17 protein-coding genes, 1 rRNA gene and 1 pseudogene are annotated in these 20135 nt (G+C 49.5%); 18 read left to right on the plus strand and 1 reads right to left on the minus strand.

Features of this window, described 5'->3' with window-relative positions; genetic code table 11:
• The first annotated feature begins 5 nt into the window (after nt 1–5).
• Both rrf and ABO04_RS11950 read left to right on the plus strand, forming a co-directional pair.
• A 5S ribosomal RNA gene (gene rrf / locus ABO04_RS10760) occupies nt 6–118 on the plus strand.
• Nucleotides 119–475: 357 nt separating this feature from the next.
• Nucleotides 476–759: pseudogene (locus ABO04_RS11950) on the plus strand (SMR family transporter).
• A gap of 30 nt (nt 760–789) precedes the next feature.
• Here the strand turns inward: ABO04_RS11950 and ABO04_RS10765 are convergent.
• Nucleotides 790–1407, minus strand: a complete 618-nt coding sequence (locus ABO04_RS10765; protein WP_160810649.1) for a DNA-3-methyladenine glycosylase — start codon at nt 1405–1407, stop codon at nt 790–792.
• A 406-nt stretch (nt 1408–1813) separates the two neighbouring features.
• Here ABO04_RS10765 and mraZ point away from each other — a divergent pair, with 406 nt between their 5' ends.
• From mraZ to ftsZ, 16 genes are all read left to right on the plus strand, one after another.
• Entirely contained in the window at nt 1814–2260 is a 447-nt protein-coding gene (mraZ, locus tag ABO04_RS10770; RefSeq protein ID WP_160810650.1) for a division/cell wall cluster transcriptional repressor MraZ, read from the plus strand.
• 18 nt (nt 2261–2278) lie between these two features.
• Entirely contained in the window at nt 2279–3232 is a 954-nt protein-coding gene (rsmH, locus tag ABO04_RS10775) for a 16S rRNA (cytosine(1402)-N(4))-methyltransferase RsmH (RefSeq protein ID WP_160810651.1), read from the plus strand.
• Entirely contained in the window at nt 3229–3525 is a 297-nt protein-coding gene (ftsL, locus tag ABO04_RS10780; RefSeq protein ID WP_160810652.1) for a cell division protein FtsL, read from the plus strand. Before rsmH ends, ftsL begins: the two co-directional genes overlap by 4 nt.
• Nucleotides 3522–5261 (plus strand): penicillin-binding protein 2, encoded by a 1740-nt coding sequence (locus ABO04_RS10785; RefSeq protein ID WP_160810653.1) that lies wholly within the window; start codon nt 3522–3524, stop codon nt 5259–5261. The genes ftsL and ABO04_RS10785 overlap by 4 nt, the downstream gene beginning before the upstream one ends.
• Nucleotides 5258–6823 (plus strand): UDP-N-acetylmuramoyl-L-alanyl-D-glutamate--2,6-diaminopimelate ligase, encoded by a 1566-nt coding sequence (locus ABO04_RS10790; RefSeq protein ID WP_160810654.1) that lies wholly within the window; start codon nt 5258–5260, stop codon nt 6821–6823. The genes ABO04_RS10785 and ABO04_RS10790 overlap by 4 nt, the downstream gene beginning before the upstream one ends.
• Nucleotides 6820–8175, plus strand: a complete 1356-nt coding sequence (gene murF / locus ABO04_RS10795; RefSeq protein WP_160810655.1) for a UDP-N-acetylmuramoyl-tripeptide--D-alanyl-D-alanine ligase — start codon at nt 6820–6822, stop codon at nt 8173–8175. The genes ABO04_RS10790 and murF overlap by 4 nt, the downstream gene beginning before the upstream one ends.
• A gap of 81 nt (nt 8176–8256) precedes the next feature.
• On the plus strand, nt 8257–9342 hold the full coding sequence (mraY, locus tag ABO04_RS10800) for a phospho-N-acetylmuramoyl-pentapeptide-transferase (RefSeq protein WP_160810656.1): 1086 nt from the start codon (nt 8257–8259) through the stop codon (nt 9340–9342).
• The gene (murD, locus tag ABO04_RS10805) at nt 9339–10751 is read left to right on the plus strand and encodes a UDP-N-acetylmuramoyl-L-alanine--D-glutamate ligase (protein WP_160810681.1); all 1413 of its coding nucleotides are present in this window, start codon (nt 9339–9341) and stop codon (nt 10749–10751) included. The genes mraY and murD overlap by 4 nt, the downstream gene beginning before the upstream one ends.
• A gap of 4 nt (nt 10752–10755) precedes the next feature.
• Nucleotides 10756–11916, plus strand: coding sequence for a putative lipid II flippase FtsW (ftsW, locus tag ABO04_RS10810; RefSeq protein ID WP_160810657.1), 1161 nt, complete (start codon nt 10756–10758; stop codon nt 11914–11916).
• A gap of 67 nt (nt 11917–11983) precedes the next feature.
• On the plus strand, nt 11984–13057 hold the full coding sequence (gene murG, locus ABO04_RS10815; protein WP_160810682.1) for an undecaprenyldiphospho-muramoylpentapeptide beta-N-acetylglucosaminyltransferase: 1074 nt from the start codon (nt 11984–11986) through the stop codon (nt 13055–13057).
• The gene (murC, locus tag ABO04_RS10820; RefSeq protein ID WP_160810658.1) at nt 13047–14468 is read left to right on the plus strand and encodes a UDP-N-acetylmuramate--L-alanine ligase; all 1422 of its coding nucleotides are present in this window, start codon (nt 13047–13049) and stop codon (nt 14466–14468) included. The genes murG and murC overlap by 11 nt, the downstream gene beginning before the upstream one ends.
• An 8-nt stretch (nt 14469–14476) precedes the next feature.
• Nucleotides 14477–15475 carry a UDP-N-acetylmuramate dehydrogenase gene (murB, locus tag ABO04_RS10825; protein WP_160810659.1) on the plus strand — a complete coding sequence of 333 codons (999 nt, stop codon included), beginning with the start codon at nt 14477–14479 and terminating at the stop codon, nt 15473–15475.
• Nucleotides 15472–16419: a D-alanine--D-alanine ligase gene (locus tag ABO04_RS10830; protein WP_160810660.1), complete on the plus strand. Its 948-nt coding sequence runs from the start codon at nt 15472–15474 to the stop codon at nt 16417–16419. The genes murB and ABO04_RS10830 overlap by 4 nt, the downstream gene beginning before the upstream one ends.
• Nucleotides 16395–17123, plus strand: coding sequence for a cell division protein FtsQ/DivIB (locus tag ABO04_RS10835; protein ID WP_160810661.1), 729 nt, complete (start codon nt 16395–16397; stop codon nt 17121–17123). The genes ABO04_RS10830 and ABO04_RS10835 overlap by 25 nt, the downstream gene beginning before the upstream one ends.
• A gap of 233 nt (nt 17124–17356) precedes the next feature.
• A complete protein-coding gene (gene ftsA / locus ABO04_RS10840) occupies nt 17357–18595 on the plus strand; it encodes a cell division protein FtsA (protein WP_160810662.1) in 1239 nt (412 codons plus the stop codon).
• A 68-nt stretch (nt 18596–18663) separates the two neighbouring features.
• On the plus strand, nt 18664–19812 hold the full coding sequence (gene ftsZ / locus ABO04_RS10845) for a cell division protein FtsZ (RefSeq protein ID WP_160810663.1): 1149 nt from the start codon (nt 18664–18666) through the stop codon (nt 19810–19812).
• Nucleotides 19813–20135: the final 323 nt, after the last annotated feature.

The following is a 20135-nucleotide window of genomic DNA, read 5'->3' on the forward strand; positions in this document are numbered from 1 at the left end:
TTATGCTTGGCGGCCATAGCGCTTTGGACCCACCTTTTCCCATCCCGAACAGAGAAGTGAAACGAAGCAGCGCCGATGATAGTATGTTTTCGCATGTGAAAGTAGGTCACCGCCAGGCTTTCTATTCAGAAAGTATTTTTGAACAGTGGATTTAAAAATACTTTACTCAAGATCATGGTTAGGGCTGTTCTATGCCTTAGCCATGATTTTTGATTCTGATTAGTGTTTTTTAAGATATTGATTAAATATCGCATTACCCTTTCTTCAGATTTTATATCTCTTCTTTATTTATTATAGTCGTGTAGAACATGGCTTTAATAAAGTCATTTTTGTAGCCTCATTCTGTTTTCATCTCCAGTTTTTATTTTAAGGTAATTTACTAGTGGTTAAAAACCACAAGTTTTGTTGTCGCTAATAATTTATCTCATGTTGGAAGTGGCTCGCATACACGAGTTGACTTTATCTTGCTGCTGTTATTAACGCAGAGGTCATTGTTACGTTTTTCTAGGTCCAGTGAGACATTCTCTTGTCTGCCGCCCTTACTAGTTGTCATTATTATCGGCTATGGTTGTGCCTTTTTCTTCCTTTCTCTCACGTTGAAAGTCATTCCTGCTGGCGTGGCCTTGGTCAGGAGCGGGGATCGCTCTGGTAATTCTGATTGCCTGGTTGTATACGGACGGTCAGAAAATCGATTTGTCTAGCATGGCCGGGATTGGGTTGATCATAGTCGCTGTAATTATACGAAATCTTATTTTCTAAAATAAGCGGACACAGACTGTACTGATGATATCAGTACATAACTGGAATCGGATCAAGACTGCGCCATAGATACCAAGTGGCAACGGATCGCCAGGGTTGCCAGTTTTCGGCTATAGCAAGAATGCCACGTTTATCAATTGGCTGACCCTGGCTGTAATGTTTGCTGACAGCGCGTTGCAAGCCAATATCATCTAACGGCAGCACATCCGGACGATGCAAGTAAAATATCAGAAACATTTCTGCTGTCCATCGACCAATCCCTTTGATCTGAATAAGCCTGCGGATAAGAAGTTCGTCATCTAACTCATGCCGGTTTATTGTTGCCAACATGCCTTCCAGAAAATGGTGAGATAAATCTCGTAAGTAATCGACTTTGCGTGCCGACACGCCACATGTTCTCAATACACCTGTTTCTGTAGAAATCAATCTTTCCGGGGTAAATTCTGGGATTGAGGTGGTTATCCTCTGCCAGACACTGGCTGCTGCCTTGATTGATATCTGTTGACCCACAATTGCACGTGCCAGTGTCGTGAATGCGTCACTTTCTTCTTCGGACAGGGAGCCGTCATAACACTGAATAATTCGGCACATCACCGGATCACGTACCGACAAATCATTCACTGCCTGTTCCCAAAATATCAAAGCCATACTGGTTTAATTTGCAATATTTTCTGAATTTATCCTGGAAACCGTAGCTGAATACACTCAAATGTGCATCTGGCACACCATCTGACAAGCAGGTTTGATGAGGCAGACGATGTGGTGATTTCCTGCAAAGAGGATCATATAACTAAGCAGTGTATCAGGCGTGCAATTAGGTGCGTAGCAATTTTGCCTACTGGCAACTTATGAGACGGATTTTATCCGAAGTGGCTATTGGAAGAATTTGTTAAGTGGCTGTCACCGCAATATAAAAACTCTTCCTGACTTGACCCTGAAAATTTTATTGAGTAAAGTGGGCAAAAGTGGTGAAATATGCAAAATTGTGGATACTGGTGGGATAGAGTGATTTAAATAGTAAACGGACACCTTCATTGGAATTAAAAGAGATGAAATGTTTCGCGGCTCCACCCAATTAAATCTTGATAGCAAGGGAAGGCTCGCGATTCCTGCCAAGTATCGGGATGAGTTATTCGCCAGCTGCGGAGGCAATATTGTCGTGACCGCTGATCCCTCTAGGTGTCTATTGATATATCCCCAGCCCGTATGGGAGCCAATTGAAAAGAAATTGAATGGTTTTCCCAGTTTCAATCCGCAGATCCGGAGTTTGCAGAGACTTGTTATCGGGAATGCCTGTGACCTGGAAATGGATAGCTCTGGACGTATTCTGATCAGTACTCCTCTGCGGCAGTTTGCCGGTTTACAGAAAGAAGTCGTGCTTGCGGGACAAGGCGAGAAATTTGAACTCTGGGATATGGAAAAATGGAATCTGGAAATCGATACAGCAACTGCTTGCAAGGATGGAGATATTCCACCCGAACTGGAGGGATTCTCACTGTAATGTGTTGCCGGTAACGCCGTGCACGTACCTGTTTTGCTGGAAGAGGCTATAGATGCACTGAACATAAAAAAAGACGGTATTTATGTGGATGGAACGTATGGTCGAGGCGGTCACAGCCGCCTGATTTTGTCACGACTGGGTAAATCAGGCCGCTTAATTGCATTTGATAAGGATCCGGCAGCCATTTCCGATGCCCGATCCATCCTGGATGAAAGATTTCATGCCGTACACGGTAGTTATGCGGGAATACATGCAGCACTCCAGTCGATGGGCATGTATCGGGTCGACGGCATCCTGCTGGATCTTGGCGTATCGTCGATTCAGCTGGATGAAGCTTCGCGCGGATTTAGCTTCCGCCATGATGGACCTCTGGATATGCGTATGGATTTCAGTCAGGGTAAAACAGCAGCAGAGTGGCTGGCTGCGACATCAGAAACAGAATTAAAGGAAGTAATCAGAACCTATGGCGAAGAACGATATGCTGGGCAGATTGCAGGTGCGATTACTCTGGAACAGGCACACCAGCCCATTGTCACTACGTTTCAGCTTGCCGGAATCATCGCAACAACTATGCGTAAGCACGGCTATCGGGACGATCGACAGCATCCGGCAACACGTACTTTCCAGGCGATACGGATTCATCTCAACCAGGAACTTAAAGAACTGTCAACAGCATTGCCGCAATGCGTGGAGTTGCTAAATACGGGCGGCCGGCTGGTGGTGATCAGCTTCCATTCACTGGAAGATCGCATCGTCAAACGTTTCATGCGTATGCAGGCCGGAACGAATACTCTGCCGCGAAAATTGCCTGTCCGGGAGGAGGAAAGCCGTTTATACGATCAGCATAGGCTAAAGATCATCGGTAAAAAAATTCGCCCGGGACCGGATGAAGTGTCCATTAATCCACGGGCACGCAGCGCTGTCATGCGGGTGGCAGAAAAACTGGAAACCAGCAATGCGATAAACAGATGATCAAACTGAATATTTTTTTATTTGTAATGTTGGTTATCTGCGGTTTGGGCATTGTGACCGCACGGTACGAAGCGCGCAAACTTTTCATGGAACAGGAAAAGGGACAAAAATTGACCGAGCAGCTGGAAATCGAGTGGAGTCAGCTACAACTGGAGCAAAGTACACTGGCCATGTCTGCGCGTGTAGAAAAAATCGCCCGGAAAGAACTCGGTATGGTTACACCGCCCACTACCGAAAATATTCTGGTTATCCATCATCCTGATTACACTCTGACTCCGGGCGAGACCGAATGAAAGTTTTGTTTAACCCTTCCCGTAAAACAGCTTCCCTCATCCCGGAATGGCGCTCACGCCTTGTGCTGGGATTTTTACTGACAAGCCTGACCATACTGATCTCTCGGGCAGTTTATTTGCAGGCGCTGAATAAGGATTTTCTGCAGCAACAAGGACAATCACGCCACGAACGGGTTATTAAACAAAATATGCAGCGCGGCAACATCAAGGATCGTAATGGCGAAATCCTCGCTGTGAGCGCACCTGTCAGATCTATATGGATCGAACCAGAAAGAGTGCATGCTACGCCGGAACAGATCAAGCAACTGGCCGGTTTGATAGGTGTGAAGGAAGCAGTGATCCGGCAGCGCATCGACAGCGGCAAAAAATTCGTATATCTGAGAAGGCAGCTTCCTCCCGCGCTGGCAGAAAAAGTGACTGAACTCAACATAAAAGGGGTTAATCTCAAACATGAATTCTATCGGTACTATCCGGCGCGCGAGCTGGCAGCGCATATTCTGGGTTTTACCGATATAGATGGCCGGGGGCAGGAAGGAGTGGAGCTGGCGTGGCAGGATATGCTTACCGGCGAGGATGGCAAGCGGCGTGTAATCAAGGATCGGATCGGACGGATCGTGGAGGATGTCGAACAGATTCAATCTCCGAAACCTGGTCAGGATGTCATTCTGTCGATTGACAGCAAAATACAGTATCTTGCTTACCGGGAATTGGCACGCGCAGTAAAAAAGCAGCACGCTAAAACGGGCAGTATCGTGGCACTGGATGTGCGAACCGGTGAAGTATTGGCAATGGCAAATTACCCGGCTTTCAATCCCAATCAGCGCTCAAGCATGAATAATGAAGTGATTCGCAATCGTGTGCTGGTTGATACGTTTGAACCTGGTTCAACATTAAAGCCGTTCGTCGTGGCTGTGGCCATGGAAACTGGCCGGATCACACCGGATACGCTGATGGAGACTTCCGGAGGCAAGTTGAAAATAGGCAGAGCTGTTATCCATGATGTGCGTGATAAGGGTAACCTGACCGTTTCTCAGGTGATCCAGGCTTCCAGTAATGTCGGTGCCGCTAAAATTGCCTTATTGCTTCCTCCGAAAACTTTCTGGGAAATGCTCAATCGTTCAGGTTTTGGTGCTGAAACCGGTATTGGATTTCCCGGCGAGGCAAGTGGGCGGTTACGCGCATATAACACATGGCGGCCGATCGAACAGGCCACCATGTCCTATGGCCATGGTATTTCAGCCAGTTTAATGCAACTGGCGCGTGCTTACACGCTGTTCGCCACGGATGGAGAGCTAAAGCCTGTTACATTGTTAAAACGTGATATGCCAGCTGTTGGTCAGAAAGTTATTTCACGTGAAACTGCGCAATCGGTCAGAAAAATGCTTGAGCTTGCTGTTCAGCCTGAAGGCACAGGAAGTAGCGCGCGTATCAGTGGCTATCGTGTTGCAGGAAAAACCGGCACGGCACACAAACGCTTCAAGGATCGGAAAGGTTATGCTAAGGATCGCTATATTTCTTCATTTGTCGGCTTTGCTCCGGCATCCGATCCGCGTGTAATTATTGCAATCATGATTGATGAACCTTCGGGAGGTAATTATTACGGCGGCACAGTAGCCGCCCCCGTCTTCAGTCGGGTAATGGAAGGCACGTTGCGGATATTGAACATACCGTTTGATGGGCCGTTGGGCAATCTGGTCATATCACCAGTGCGTACGGAATTGGAAGATAAGGGATGAGCGTTTCACCGGGCTTGGGGTCAGATGAAATTTATCTCGCTTGTCTGTTGGATCAACTGAGCGTCAGGATACGGCATCTGGTGGCAGACAGCCGCAAACTAAAATCAGGTGATACTTTCCTGGCTTGTGTCGGTGAACATCATGATGCGCGCAATGATATTCCACATGCAATCGCATTGGGGGTTAATGCAATCATTTGGGAGAAGCAGGGATTTTCCTGGAAGCCAGAGTGGAAAATACCTAATCTGGGTATATCCGGGTTATGCCACGAAGCTGGAAAAATCGCCAGCCAGGTGTACGAGCATCCTTCCAGGCATTTACGGCTGGTTGGAATCACAGGCACCAACGGGAAAACCACGTGCAGTCACTGGTACGCCCAGGCCATGATGGCACTGGAGGAAAAGACAGCTATTATCGGCACGCTGGGACACGGCTTTCCGGGAGCATTGAATCGTGCCAGCCACACAACACCGGGTGCAGTATATCTGCAGCAACTGATGGCTGGATATTTGCAGCAAGGCGCCCGTTCCCTGGTGATGGAGGCTTCTTCACATGGCCTTTCTCAAGACAGGCTGGCCGGCTCTGAATTTTCGATTGCCGTACTGACTAACCTGACACGTGATCATCTGGATTATCACGGCAGCATGGATGCCTATGCTGCCGCCAAGGCAAAGCTTTTTTTCTGGGAAGGGTTGCAACACGCTGTGCTCAATCTGGACGAGGTACTGGGTGTGGAATTATCACAACAGTTGGCCTGGAAAGATATGTCGATCATAGGTTACGGCTTCAGGCAGCCTGATCGATCAGTCCGCACAACCACCGGTAATCAGAAAATACTCTACGGAAGCAATCTGCAATTTACTACGCAACATATTGGTTTTGACGTTGAATTTTGCGATCAACGTGCCAGTTTGCAATGCAATGTAATCGGTCGTTACAACGCATACAACCTGCTGACTGTACTGGCCACTTTACTTGCCAGTGGTGTTGATCTTGATGATGCGGTAGCCGCCTTGCAACAAGTACAGCCGATTCCGGGGCGGATGGAAAAACTGGGAGGGAAAGATCAGCCTGTTGTGATCGTTGATTATGCGCATACCCCCGATGCGTTAAATGAAGTATTGACCGGCTTACGTGAAACGTTGGCTGGCACGCGCATGAAAAAAAACATACGAAAGAATCAGGCAAAACTGGTTTGTGTGATCGGTTGCGGAGGAGACAGGGATCGTGGCAAGCGTCCGTTGATCGGAGAGATTGCCGCGCGTCTGGCGGATGAGGTCATCATTACCAGCGATAATCCACGTAGTGAGAATCCGGCAGATATTATCAATGAAATCATGCTTGGAGCCAGTGGCAAGCATTGCACGATTGAAGAGGATCGCACTGCAGCCATTTACCGGGCCGTTCATGGCGCGCGTAAGGGTGATATCGTGCTGATCGCCGGCAAGGGCGCAGAAACCGACCAGGAAATACAAGGAAAAAAATATCCATTCGATGATCGCGAGGTCGTGCGACAGGTATTACATGATCTGACTGATCCAAAATTACAGGTGCAGGGATGATAAGCGTACAGGAAGCTGCACTGGCCCTGCGCGCAAGCTGGTCTGGCGATAATCCGGTGTTCACTGGAGTTAGTACCGACAGCCGCACATTGAAGCCGGGTGATCTTTTTGTTGCATTATCCGGAGAGCAGTTTGATGGTCATCGGTTTATTTATGCTGCCATCGAAAAAGGTGCCGTTGCTGCGATGATTTCGGCAGACACTGCCATCACTCCGACACAATCCGGTTTCGGCTGGATTAAGGTAAACGATACCCGGCTTGGTCTCGGCCAGCTGGCTGCAAACTGGCGTCAGCGCTTTACGCTGCCGCTGATTGCCGTAACGGGCAGTAATGGCAAAACCACCGTCAAGGAAATGAGTGCAGCCATTTTCAGGCATGCATTCGGGCCAGAAAACGTTCTTGCAACAGCCGGCAATCTGAATAACGATATTGGTGTTCCACAAATGCTGTTGCAGCTTAATATCGGGCATACCTGCGCGGTTATTGAAATGGGCATGAACCATTCCGGTGAAATTGCCTATCTCAGCCAGCTTGCCACACCCACGATTGCTGTGATCACCAATGCCGGTACTGCACATATTGAATATCTTGGCACAACCGAAGCAATCGCTCGTGCTAAGGGAGAAATCTTTGAGGGACTGGCAACACAAGGGGTTGCAGTCATTAATGCAGATGATCCTTATGCCCTGCTCTGGCGACAGCTTGCCGGAAACAGGCAGATTCTGGATTTCGGCATAACGAATACTGCCGCAATCAGTGCGCAACGAGTGCCCGGTTCCTCAGGATCTGCATGGTTGCTGCAGCTGCCGGACGGTGGCGTTGAAATAACGCTGCAAGTGCCAGGTCATCATAATATTTATAATGCGCTGGCTGCAGCGGCAGTAGCTACTGCCGCTGGTATCAATCCGACAGCAATCGCTGCGGGGTTATGCGATTTCAGAGGAATTCCCGGACGTCTGCAGAAAAAAACAGGACTGCACCAATCGATTCTGATTGATGACACTTACAATGCCAACCCGGATTCCATGCGGGCGGCCCTGAATGTTCTGGTAGAAATGCCCGGCAAAAAGATACTGATCATGGGGGACATGGGAGAACTGGGTGCGGATGCGGCCGCATTCCATTACAGCATTGGTCAGCAGGCTGCAGCAGCCGGCGTGGATGCATTACTGGTGCTGGGAGAATTAAGCCGACAAACTGCTGCGGGGTTTGGCAGTGGCGCACAATCTTTTGCTGATCTGGATACCCTGCTGGAGCAGGCAAAAGATTGTCTGGAAAAAAATGTTACCGTTCTGGTCAAGGGCTCACGATTCATGCGAATGGAGCGTGTGATCGAGCAATTGCAGGCATAAATACGTTCGAAAACATGATGGATGATCTGATCAAAACTGTTTTTTGTGCTGGCAGCAGGCTGCTGCAACGGGAATCATAGAATGCTACTGGCACTTTCTCAATGGATTGCAGAAGATATTCGTGCTTTTAACGTATTCAGTTACATCACGCTGCGCACCATGCTGGCAGCACTGACTGCACTGATCATCTCTTTTATGATTGGCCCGGCCATGATCCGCAGCCTGACTGCACGCAAAGTTGGCCAGTCCGTACGCAGCGATGGTCCTCAATCTCATCTGACAAAAGCGGGCACTCCGACCATGGGTGGCACGCTGATTCTGATGGCAGTCATTATTACAACTCTGTTGTGGGCAGACCTGAATAACCGTTATGTCTGGCTGGTGTTACTGACAACCCTGGGGTTTGGTGCAATCGGCTGGGTGGATGATTATCGCAAGGTTGTACAGCATAATTCCAGAGGGCTGTCGGCTTCAGCCAAATTTTTCTGGCAATCAATTATTGCGTTGCTGATCGCAGTGTATCTTGCCATGACCGCCGAGCTCCCCCAGCACACTGAAATGATTGTGCCGTTTTTCAAGGAAGTCGCAATTCCGCTGGGACCATTTTTATTCATCATTTTGACCTATCTGGTCATCGTTGGCAGCAGCAACGCAGTCAACCTGACGGATGGACTGGATGGACTGGCCATTATGCCCACAGTCATGATCAGCGGTGCACTGGCCATTTTTGCCTACGTTACCGGTCATGCCATATTTTCCAAATATCTTGGTATTCCACATATTCCCGGTGCGGGTGAGTTGGCGGTTCTCTGTGGCGCGTTGACTGGTGCCGGCCTGGCGTTTTTATGGTTTAACGCCAATCCGGCGGAAGTGTTTATGGGTGATGTGGGTGCTCTGGCGCTTGGTGCAGCACTCGGGGTGATAACCGTCATTATTCGCCAGGAAATCGTGCTGGTTATCATGGGAGGCGTGTTTGTCGTGGAAGCGTTGTCGGTCATGATCCAGGTCGCCTCCTTCAAATTGTTTGGCAGGCGTGTTTTTCGTATGGCTCCGCTGCACCATCATTATGAACTCAAGGGATGGAAGGAAAACCAGGTTGTGGTGAGATTCTGGATTATTACTATCATTCTGGTGCTGATCGGTTTATCAACATTGAAGCTGCGATGAATTACGCCGACAAAAATACACTGGTTCTTGGTATGGGTAAGACCGGTATATCCATGGTCAAATGGCTTTCCCGTGCCGGAGCCCGGGTATCCGTGGCTGACACACGCACCCCTCCCCCAAATCTTGAACTACTGAACCAAATGGTGCCGCGTGAAGCTATCTTCTGCGGCCCGTTCGGTGCGGAATTGCTCAAGGGCATTGATGTAATCGCTATCAGCCCCGGTGTGGCAATTGCTGAGCCACTGGTGCAGGCTGCATTGCAGCAAGGTGTGCCGGTCATCGGGGATATTGAGTTGTTTGCCATTGCACTTGATCAGCACGCACCACCAGGTACGAAAATTCTGGCGATCACCGGTTCCAATGGGAAAACCACCGTTGCCACTATGGTCGGTGAAATGGCAAAAAATAGCGGATGGGATGTGGAAGTGGCGGGTAATATCGGCTCAGCGGTGCTGGATGCGTTGATGCAGCGCATGGATACAGAAAAATGGCCACATTTGTGGGTGCTCGAACTGTCCAGCTTTCAACTGGAAACTACCAGCAGCCTGCAACCGGATGCTGCAACCGTATTAAACCTCAGTGAAGATCATCTGGATCGTTACGCTACGATCGAGGAATATGCGGCCGCAAAAGCAAGGATATTTCATGGTCCGCATAACAGCTGTGTGCAGGTACTCAACCGGGACGATGCCCGGGTATACGCCATGGCTTGTGGAAATAGAAAACAATTAACTTTTGGTTTGTCTGTCCCGGCGTTTGATGACGAATTTGGCGTGTCACCCAGCGGATCGGATTTATGGCTGACGCAAGGTACGACCCACCTGATGAAAATCAGCGAGCTTGCTGTTACAGGATTGCATAATGCAGCCAATGCACTGGCAGCACTGGCATTGTGTCGGGCGATTGATCTGCCTTTTGCGTCATTATTGCATGCTTTGCATAGCTTCAGGGGGTTGCCGCATCGCATGCAGAAAATTGCCGAGTTCAATGGTGTGACTTTTTATGATGATTCCAAAAGTACCAACGTAGGTTCTGCTGCTGCCGCATTGAAAAGCTTTCGGAAAAACGTAATTCTGATTGCGGGTGGGGATGGTAAGGGACAGGATTTTTCGCCCTTGGAGCAGCCAATCTGCAAGCATACACGCGGCATTGTGCTGCTGGGGAGGGATGCCGGAAAAATTGCACAGGCGATCCAGAGCTGCAATGTGCCAGTGCATTACGTGACGACTATGGATGAAGCCGTTCGGGTAAGTTTTTTACTGGCGGAGCAGGGTGATGTCGTTCTGCTTTCCCCGGCCTGTGCCAGTCTCGATATGTTCAACGACTATGTTCATCGTGCCGAGGTTTTTACAGCGGCTGTCCAGGGAATCGCACATAAATTTGTATTCACGGCACAGACATGTCACTGAACATATGATGAATTCATCTACTGTACATAATCAGCCAATCCAGTCAGAGCTGGATTTGCATCTGCTTTCAGCTGTTCTGCTGTTGCTGGGTCTGGGGCTGGTTATGGTGTATTCCGCTTCGATCGCAATCGCCGAATCGAAATATGGTGAGGGAGGTACTTACTATTTTCTTGTCCGGCAGGCTTTTTCCATAGTGTTGGGAATATTTGCCGGAATGATCGCTTTCCAGATTTCACTGCGTAAATGGCAGATTTATTCCTACTATCTGCTTGCGATAGGCATCGTACTGTTGCTCCTGGTGCTGATTCCGGGCATTGGCCTTGAAATCAATGGCAGCCGTCGCTGGCTTTCCCTGGTGATATTCAACTTCCAGCCTTCCGAGCTGATGAAATTGCTCATTCTGATTTTCACTGCGGATTACGTTGTACGCAAAGTTGCTTACAAGGAACATTTTTTCAAGGGGTTTTTACCCATCCTTACATTACTGGCCGTTGTTTCCCTGCTTTTGCTGATGGAGCCGGATCTGGGAGCTGTAGTGGTAATAGCGGCCATCGTGTTGTCTATCATGTTCATCAATGGAATGAGCTTGAAAATATTTCTGGGGTTGCTATGCCTGATACCGATACTGCTGATTTTGCTGATTATATTTGAGCCCTATCGCATGGATCGGATCAACGCTATTTTTGATCCATGGAATGATCCGTTCAACAAAGGCTATCAGCTCACGCATGCCTTGATCGCATTCGGGCTTGGCGAATGGTGGGGTGTTGGTCTTGGAGGCAGTGTAGAAAAATTGAGTTATCTGCCCGAAGCTCACACTGATTTCATGTTTGCAGTCCTGGCGGAAGAACTTGGTTTTGCCGGTGTGGCCACGGTTATAGCGCTGTTTTTCTTTCTGCTGATCCGTGCATTCAAAATCGGTCATGCAGCAGCCATGCTGGGAGATCAATTTGGAGCACTGGTTGCACAAGGGATTGGGGTCTGGCTGGGTTTTCAGGCGTTCATTAACATGGGGGTAAATATGGGTTTGCTTCCTACTAAAGGCCTGACATTGCCGTTCATGAGTTATGGCGGCAGCAGTATCGTTATCAACAGTATTGCGGTTGCCATACTGTTACGGGTCAATTGGGAAAACCGGCAGAAACGCAGAGGACGGAATGTATGAATAAACACCCGCAGCCTGTGCAGTGGTATGTCTCGGATATGGAGTTCGCAGCGTGTCTCCCACGATCATGATCATGGCAGGAGGAACCGGTGGGCATGTATTTCCGGGGCTTGCGGTAGCCCGTTTCATGCAGATGAACGGTTGGCGGGTTATCTGGCTGGGTACGCGTAACGGTATGGAGGCTACACTGGTGCCGCAGCATGGTTTTGCTATCGAACTGATCAATTTTTCTGGGTTGCGCGGTAAAAAACTGATGAGCTACTTATTCCTGCCCTGGAAACTGGTGCAAGCCTGTTGGCAAAGTCTCCTGATACTGCATCGTCAGCATCCTCAGGTCGTACTGGGGATGGGGGGTTATCCGGCGCTGCCCGGAGGAATGATGGCTGTTTTAACCGGAAAACCTCTGCTGATTCATGAGCAAAACAGAATTGCGGGATTGACCAATAAAATACTGGCAAAAATTGCCGATCGTATCCTGCTGGCATTTCCTGGCACCCTCACGGATCAGACAGGTAAAACCCGGGTTACCGGCAATCCAGTGAGAACAGAAATCGCACAACTCCCGTCGCCAGAGATACGCTACGCAAACCGGACAGGCAATCTGAACCTCCTGGTGGTCGGTGGCAGCCTGGGTGCACAAGCATTGAATACCCTGCTGCCACAGGCATTGAGTATGATTCCCGAAAATCAGCGACCATTCGTGACCCATCAGTCGGGAAAAGCTCATCTCGCCGCTTTGCAACAGGTATACGCCGATCATGGCGTCACAGGCAATCTGGTCGCGTTTATTGAGGATATGGCTGCGCATTACCAGGATTGTGATCTGGTAATCTGTCGCGCCGGTGCGTTGACGGTCTCTGAACTGGCCGCTGCAGGGGTGGCCAGCATCCTGGTGCCTTATCCCTACGCCGTGGATGATCATCAAACAGCCAATGCACGGTTTCTGAGTGAGCACAACGCCGCTGTTTTATGGCCTCAATCTGAACTGACTGCAGCCTCACTGGCACACTGGCTGATGACGTGTACGCGCCCGCAATTACAAACGATGGCTCTCAGCGCACGCGCGCTGGCTATGCCCGAAGCAGTACAGCAGGTGGCCGAAGCATGCCAGCAATTACTGGGACAAACCAATGAAACATAAAATCAAGCATATTCATTTTGTAGGGATTGGCGGCTCGGGTATGGGCGGGATTGCCGAAGTGCTGATCAATCAGGGCTTCCGGATCAGCGGCTCGGATCTGAACCGTAATTCGACCACCCGGCGCTTGCAATGCCTGGGCGCTGTCATTCATCACACGCACGCAGCCGAAAATATCCAGTCTGCGGATGCTGTTGTGATCTCAACCGCTATTCAGCGCGATAATCCGGAGGTTATTGCGGCGCGGGAACGCCGTATCCCTGTGGTACCTCGTGCCATGATGCTGGCAGAGCTGATGCGCCTGCACCAGGGTATTGCAATTGCGGGCACGCATGGCAAAACCACGACCACGAGTCTGGTCGCCAGTATTCTGGCGGAAGCGGGCCAGGATCCGACATTTGTAATAGGTGGCAGGCTCAAAACGGTCGATAGTCACGCCAAACTGGGTAAGGGTGAATTCATTGTGGTGGAGGCGGATGAGTCCGATGCTTCGTTCCTTTATCTGCAACCGGTGCTGACTGTGGTAACCAATATCGATGCAGATCACATGAGTACTTATGAGCATGATTTCAGCCGTCTCAAACAGACTTTCATCGAATTTATCGAACATCTGCCCTTTTATGGCATGGCGGTACTATGTGCAGATGATCCTCATGTGCGCGACATCATCCCCATGATTTCCCGCCCGGTGACCACCTACGGCATAGCATCGGAAAGTGCGCAGATATACGCTACCCACATCCGGCACGATCAATGCAAGATGCATTTTCGTGCCCACATCGGCGTTAATGGCTTAGCACGGACACTGGATATCACACTCAATCTTCCGGGCAAACACAATGTCCTGAATGCACTGGCAGCCATTGCAGTTGGCAACGAACTGAATGTGCCGGATGAGGCAATGGTAAAAGCACTGGCGACCTTTGGCGGAGTTGATAGGCGATTTCAACAGTATGGTGAAATACGTCTGCCGGATCGAAGATCTTTTGCCCTCGTTGATGATTATGGACATCACCCGGCTGAAATTGCTGCCACGATGGCGGCTGCTCGCAATGCTTTTCCTGGTCGACGCTTGGTTCTGGTGTTTCAGCCACATCGTTACAGTCGTACACGGGATCTGTTTGAGGATTTTATCCGGGTGTTATCCAGCGCGGATGCATTGTTGTTGACCGAAATATATTCAGCTGGTGAAGAGCCGATTATTGCTGCCGACAGCAAATCTCTGGCGCGAGCGATCCGGGTGCAGGGAAAGGTTGAGCCTATTTATATCGAGCACATCGACGAGTTGAAATCCACCGTTTATACCGTTGTACGGGAGGGGGATGTGGTACTCGTTATGGGAGCCGGATCAATCGGAAAAACCGTGCCCGATCTGGCAGAACCGACAACGAAGTTGACACTGATAACTGGCTGACCATAGATATGCAGACAGAAACCCGATCCCCCATCGATATGGATATGCCGGGCTTGCAAAGCCGGGTGCCCGCTATCGACATAGATCTACTGCGTGGTGAACTGCGCTGGCATGAATCCATGAAGCGGCATGTTTCCTGGCGTGCCGGTGGGCACGCTGCTTGTTTTTATCAACCGGCGGATCTGGAAGATCTGGCTCTGTTTTTACGTCTTTGGCCAAAAGATGAGCCGGTTGTAATGATTGGTCTGGGCAGCAATCTGCTGGTTCGGGAGGGTGGATTACCGGGAGCTGTCATTGCATTGCATGCAAAACTCAATGACCTGTTACTGATTGAACAGGATGAAAACAGTGGCCTGATTTATGCTGGAGCAGGTGTGTCCTGTGCCAAGCTGGCCAGGTTTGCTGCATCGCACAACCTGGCGGGTGCAGAATTTCTGGCAGGTATTCCCGGTACCGTTGGCGGTGCACTGGCGATGAATGCCGGCTGTTATGGTTCTGAAACATGGGAATGGGTAGAACAGGTCAAAACGATAGATCGCAGCGGTGCATTACATGAGCAAGTGCCTGAAGACTACTGTATTGGCTATCGTCAGGTTGTGTCACGCGGGACTATGTTGCCTGCAACGCCTGATACCTGGTTTGTCGGTGGCTGGTTCAGGCTTCGCGCCGGTAAACAGGCATCTTCCCGTCAGGCTGTTAAAACCCTGTTGGGTGCGCGCAGCAAGACGCAGCCATTGGGTCTTCCCAATGCGGGATCGGTTTTCCGCAATCCGCCAGGAAATCATGCTGCCCGGTTAATTGAGCAATGCGGTCTGAAGGGATTTCGTATCGGTGATGCGATGATTTCTACGTTACACGCTAATTTTATTCTCAATTATGGTCACGCTACCGCTGCAGAAATTGAAGCAGTCATTGATGCTGTTCAAGCAATTGTTTATGAGAAGACCGGCATCAGGTTGGTTACGGAGGTGCGTATTATCGGACAGCACAAGGGAAATGAACCGTGAACATGCATGATCTTGGGAAAGTGGCTGTATTGATGGGAGGGCGTTCTGCTGAACGTGAAATTTCGCTTAAAAGCGGCCATGCCGTACTGGCAGCACTGCAGCGAAGCAAGGTGGATGCCCATGCCTTTGATCCAGCCGGGCAGCCTCTGGAAAATCTGTTGAAGCAAAGCTTTGATCGGGTATTTATCGCGCTGCATGGCCGCTATGGTGAAGATGGTTCTATTCAGGGCGCACTGGAGTTGATGGATCTGCCGTATACCGGCAGCGGGATACTGGCCAGTGCACTGGCAATGGATAAGTGGCGTACAAAAATGATTTGGCAGGCGTGCGGTATCAGTACACCTGATTACGTCATGCTTGATGCCGGCAGTGATTTGCGGGAAGCGGCAAACAGACTGGGATTCCCCCTTATTATAAAACCTGCCCGGGAAGGTTCCACGATCGGATTAAGCAAAGTGGATAACGAACGGGATTTGCAATCTGCCTATCAGACAGCTGCACGCTACGATTCGCTTGTAATGGCAGAGCAATTTGTTCAGGGAATTGAGCTGACGGCGGCCATTTTGGATGATATGCCGCTTCCTCTGGTACGAATCGATGTGGCAGCTGGCCTATATGATTATCAGGCAAAATATTTTTCTGATAGCACTCGCTACACCTGTCCGGGCGGATTGTCAGAAATACTGACAACCCGCATACAGGAACAGGCTTTATATGCTCATCGAATATTGGGATGTGTCGGCTGGGGCCGAGTAGATTTGATTCTGGATGCAAATGAGCACCCTTTTTTTCTTGAAGCCAATACTTCACCAGGAATGACCGATCACAGCCTTGTGCCAATGGCTGCATATGCTGCAGGTATTTCCTTTGATGAGCTTGTCGTACGCATTCTGAGTTTGAGCCATGGTAAACAGAATCTATGTGGAACGATCACCAATCCTTAAATCTTCTGGCAAACATTCTGCTGACAGGCGTCCTGCTGGCTGTGATTTATGCAGTAGGAATCAGGGTGTTGGCGCTGCCGTTCTTTGCATTGCGGGAGGTTCGGGTGGAGATTGTGGACAAGAGCCAGACAAATAATATGAACCTGATGCATATCACACGAGATCAGATTAAACAGATCATGCATAACTCGACGAATAGAAATTTCATCATGATTGATCTGAAGATTTTACAAAAAGCCTTCATGGAATTGCCATGGGTGCGTTCAGTTAAAATTTTGCGTGACTGGCCACCTGCATTGAACATACTACTCGAAGAGCATAAACCGTTTGCTTCCTGGGGAGAGGCAGCGCTGGTCAATACAAACGGGGAAATATTTCACGCGATCATGGATCGTGCGCACCTTCCGGTATTTACAGGTCCCGATAAAAGCAGCCACCTGATTACACGCCAGTATCATATTTTTAGCAAATTGCTGCAGCCGACCGGGTATACGGTTACGGAGATTGCCCTGACGCCCCGGCATGCATGGCACGTACGGCTGAATACGGGAACCTGGCTTAAATTGGGAAGAAGGCAGATGGAATTGCGTTTGAAACGTTATGTGGCCGTTCATACGCAATATCACGAAGATCTGGATTGGTATGGCCATTCTGCTTATGTAGATTTACGTTATGCCAGTGGGTTTGCAGTTCGCACACAGTGAGTTTATGTGTTGAACGAACTCGAATGATTCATTAAGGCGCGAGAGGAGTGAGATGAATTGGGTGATCGTTTTATTGCCGGAAGAAGTCCATGGCCGGCTTACGGACGCTGGGTAAGTGATAAAAATAGCCGTGAACTGGCTATCGATATTTGCGCAATATCAGGTGCCACCTAATGAATTATTCGGGCTCAAGGTAATAGAGCACCATAACTATGAAGTCGGGGGATTTTCAAATGAGTAAAGTCAAGGAAGGCAAGAATCTGATTGTCGGTCTTGATATCGGTACATCGAAAATCGTGGCCATTGTCGCTGAAATAAAGCCCGAAGGAGGGTTCGAGATTATTGGTCTGGGTAGCCATCTCTCGCGAGGCTTGAAAAAAGGCGTAGTGGTCAATATCGAAGCAACCGTCAATGCTATTCAACGCGCACTGGAAGAAGTTGAGCTGATGGCTGGCTGCCGGATTAGTGATGTATATGCCGGGATCGCCGGCAACCATATCAAGAGCTTTAATTCGCATGGCATGGTGGCAATCAAGGATAAAGAGGTCACGCAGGCGGATGTGGAAAAAGTGATGGAAACTGCCAAGGCGGTCAATATTCCTGCTGATCAGCAGATACTGCATATCCTGCAACAGGAATTCATTATTGACGGTCAGGAAGATGTACGCGAACCGGTTGGAATGAGTGGCATCCGACTGGAAGTCAAGGTTCATATCGTAACCGGAGCCGTATCCGCCGCCCAGAATATTGCCAAGTGTATCAATCGCTGTGGGCTGGATGTGCGGGATCTTATCCTGCAGCCACTGGCTTCGGCGACAGCGGTGCTTTCCGAAGATGAAAAGGATCTGGGCGTATGTCTGGTTGATATTGGTGGTGGTACGACTGATATCGCTGTTTTTACGGATGGCTCTATCCGGCATACCGCAGTGATTCCAGTGGCCGGCGATCAGATCACCAATGATATTGCCATGGCATTGCGCACACCCACGAAGGATGCGGAGGATATCAAGTGTCGTTATGGCACTGCCTTGCGCACGCTGGCCGATATCCGGGAAATGGTTGAAGTACCGGATGTGGGTAATCGTGGTGTTCGCCCGTTGTCACGGCAAACCCTGGCCGAGGTTATCGAGCCCCGTGTAGAAGAGCTTTATCTGCTGATTCAGGCGGAATTGAGGCGCAGCGGTTTTGAGCAATTGCTTTCATCAGGCATTGTTATCACTGGTGGCAGCAGTTCCATGCTGGGGATGGTTGAGTTGGGAGAAGAGATTTTTCATATGCCCGTACGACTCGGGTTACCTGCCTATAACGGCAGCCTGGAAGATGTTGTGCGGACACCGAGATACTCGACTGCCATCGGCCTGGTGATGGCAGGCATGGAAGATCATTTTCATCACCACCAGGCAAAACTGAAAAGTGGTTCCACCAGGCAGGTTTTAGCAAAAATGAAAAGCTGGTTTCAGGAAAACTTCTAAATCAGATTAAAAAATGTTCTATCAGCGGAATATTGTTTGAAAACTCACCATGCAATAGGAGAAATGTAATGTTTGAAATCACGAATACCGAATCTCAGGAAGCCATCATCAAAGTCATAGGTATTGGCGGGTGCGGCGGTAATGCTGTAGATCACATGATTTGTAATGAGGTTAAAGGTGTCGAGTTTATTTGCATGAATACCGATGCACAGGCGCTTCAGGCAAATCGTGCACAAACCCTGTTGCAGCTTGGTAATAATGTAACCCGGGGCCTGGGGGCTGGGGCCAATCCGGAGATAGGTAAAGAAGCGGCGCTGGAAGATCGGGATCGTATCGCTGAAATCGTTCAGGGTGCTGACATGCTGTTTATTACTGCCGGAATGGGAGGCGGAACCGGTACAGGCGCAGCTCCGATCGTAGCCCAGATTGCCAAGGAAATGGGTATTCTGACCGTTGCCGTTGTCAGCAAACCATTCTCTTTTGAGGGTAAACGTCTGAAAACAGCACAGGCTGGCATGGAAGCACTGGCGGAACATGTCGATTCGCTGATTGTTATTCCAAATGACAAGCTGATGAAGGTGCTGGGAAATGATATCAGCATGCTGGATGCTTTCAAGGCAGCAAATGACGTGCTATATGGCGCTGTCGCAGGGATTGCGGAAGTCATCAATTGCCCGGGACTGGTCAATGTGGATTTTGCTGATGTCAAGACTGTCATGTCTGAAATGGGTATGGCCATGATGGGTTCCGCAGCTGCCGGTGGTGTCGATCGTGCACGTATGGCCGCAGAAGAAGCCGTTGCCAGTCCCTTGCTTGAAGAAATTACCTTGACGGGAGCGCGCGGCGTACTGGTAAACATAACGGCCAGTTCTGCCATGAAAATGCGTGAAGTACAGGAGGTCATGGATACCGTCAAGAAAATGACAGCTGAAGATGCAACCGTAATTGTCGGTACGGTTATTGATGAAAATATGGATGACAGTCTGCGTGTCACACTCGTTGCAACAGGACTGGGTAATATCTCCCAGCAAGCCCAAAGGCCCATGACCATCATCCATGCCCGCACGGGCACTGATGACAGAATAGCCTCCCATCAGGTGGATGAGCCCGCTGTCATGAGAACCGGTAGAAGAAGCAACGCTGCTGTAGCTGCTATGCAGCAAGCAGGAATGGATCCGATGGATATTCCTGCCTTCCTCAGAAAACAGGCCGACTAAAAGATAAAAACATTTTGCCAGCATGCATTTCGCATTTTATAGGCGCCTCTGAGGAACATCAGCGAGGCAGTCAGTTCAAGACAAAAGTCGGCGAAAAGTGGAGTTTATACGTATAAATGAGCATTTTGAGCCGACTTTTAACGTAAAAAGACAGCGTAGGTGGTTTTTCAGGAGTTCGTGGCGCATGCCTGGCGTCTGCCTCAAGACGGACCCAGTAGCATTTTCAATGCTGTCAGCAGGCATCAACCAGTTTGATCGATGAATCAGTTCTTTCAGGGAAATCGACGTTCATGTGTTTATCTAGGGCGTGTTATCAGTTCAGC

It is taken from the genome of Nitrosomonas sp. HPC101 (assembly GCF_009833125.1).
Taxonomy (GTDB): Bacteria; Pseudomonadota; Gammaproteobacteria; order Burkholderiales; family Nitrosomonadaceae; genus Nitrosomonas.

Bases quoted from the DNA above. Each gene is read 5' to 3' on its own strand.
- ABO04_RS10790 (WP_160810654.1), top strand. From the start codon at position 5,258: ATGAGCGTTTCACCGGGCTTGGGGTCAGATGAAATTTATCTCGCTTGT.
- ftsZ (WP_160810663.1), top strand. From the start codon at position 18,664: ATGTTTGAAATCACGAATACCGAATCTCAGGAAGCCATCATCAAAGTC.
- mraY (WP_160810656.1), top strand. From the start codon at position 8,257: ATGCTACTGGCACTTTCTCAATGGATTGCAGAAGATATTCGTGCTTTT.
- ftsL (WP_160810652.1), top strand. From the start codon at position 3,229: ATGATCAAACTGAATATTTTTTTATTTGTAATGTTGGTTATCTGCGGT.
- ABO04_RS10765 (WP_160810649.1), bottom strand. From the start codon at position 1,407: ATGGCTTTGATATTTTGGGAACAGGCAGTGAATGATTTGTCGGTACGT.
- murC (WP_160810658.1), top strand. From the start codon at position 13,047: ATGAAACATAAAATCAAGCATATTCATTTTGTAGGGATTGGCGGCTCG.
- murG (WP_160810682.1), top strand. From the start codon at position 11,984: ATGATCATGGCAGGAGGAACCGGTGGGCATGTATTTCCGGGGCTTGCG.
- murF (WP_160810655.1), top strand. From the start codon at position 6,820: ATGATAAGCGTACAGGAAGCTGCACTGGCCCTGCGCGCAAGCTGGTCT.
- ftsW (WP_160810657.1), top strand. From the start codon at position 10,756: ATGATGAATTCATCTACTGTACATAATCAGCCAATCCAGTCAGAGCTG.
- mraZ (WP_160810650.1), top strand. From the start codon at position 1,814: ATGTTTCGCGGCTCCACCCAATTAAATCTTGATAGCAAGGGAAGGCTC.
- ABO04_RS10785 (WP_160810653.1), top strand. From the start codon at position 3,522: ATGAAAGTTTTGTTTAACCCTTCCCGTAAAACAGCTTCCCTCATCCCG.
- murD (WP_160810681.1), top strand. From the start codon at position 9,339: ATGAATTACGCCGACAAAAATACACTGGTTCTTGGTATGGGTAAGACC.
- ABO04_RS10835 (WP_160810661.1), top strand. From the start codon at position 16,395: ATGTGGAACGATCACCAATCCTTAAATCTTCTGGCAAACATTCTGCTG.
- ftsA (WP_160810662.1), top strand. From the start codon at position 17,357: ATGAGTAAAGTCAAGGAAGGCAAGAATCTGATTGTCGGTCTTGATATC.
- murB (WP_160810659.1), top strand. From the start codon at position 14,477: ATGCAGACAGAAACCCGATCCCCCATCGATATGGATATGCCGGGCTTG.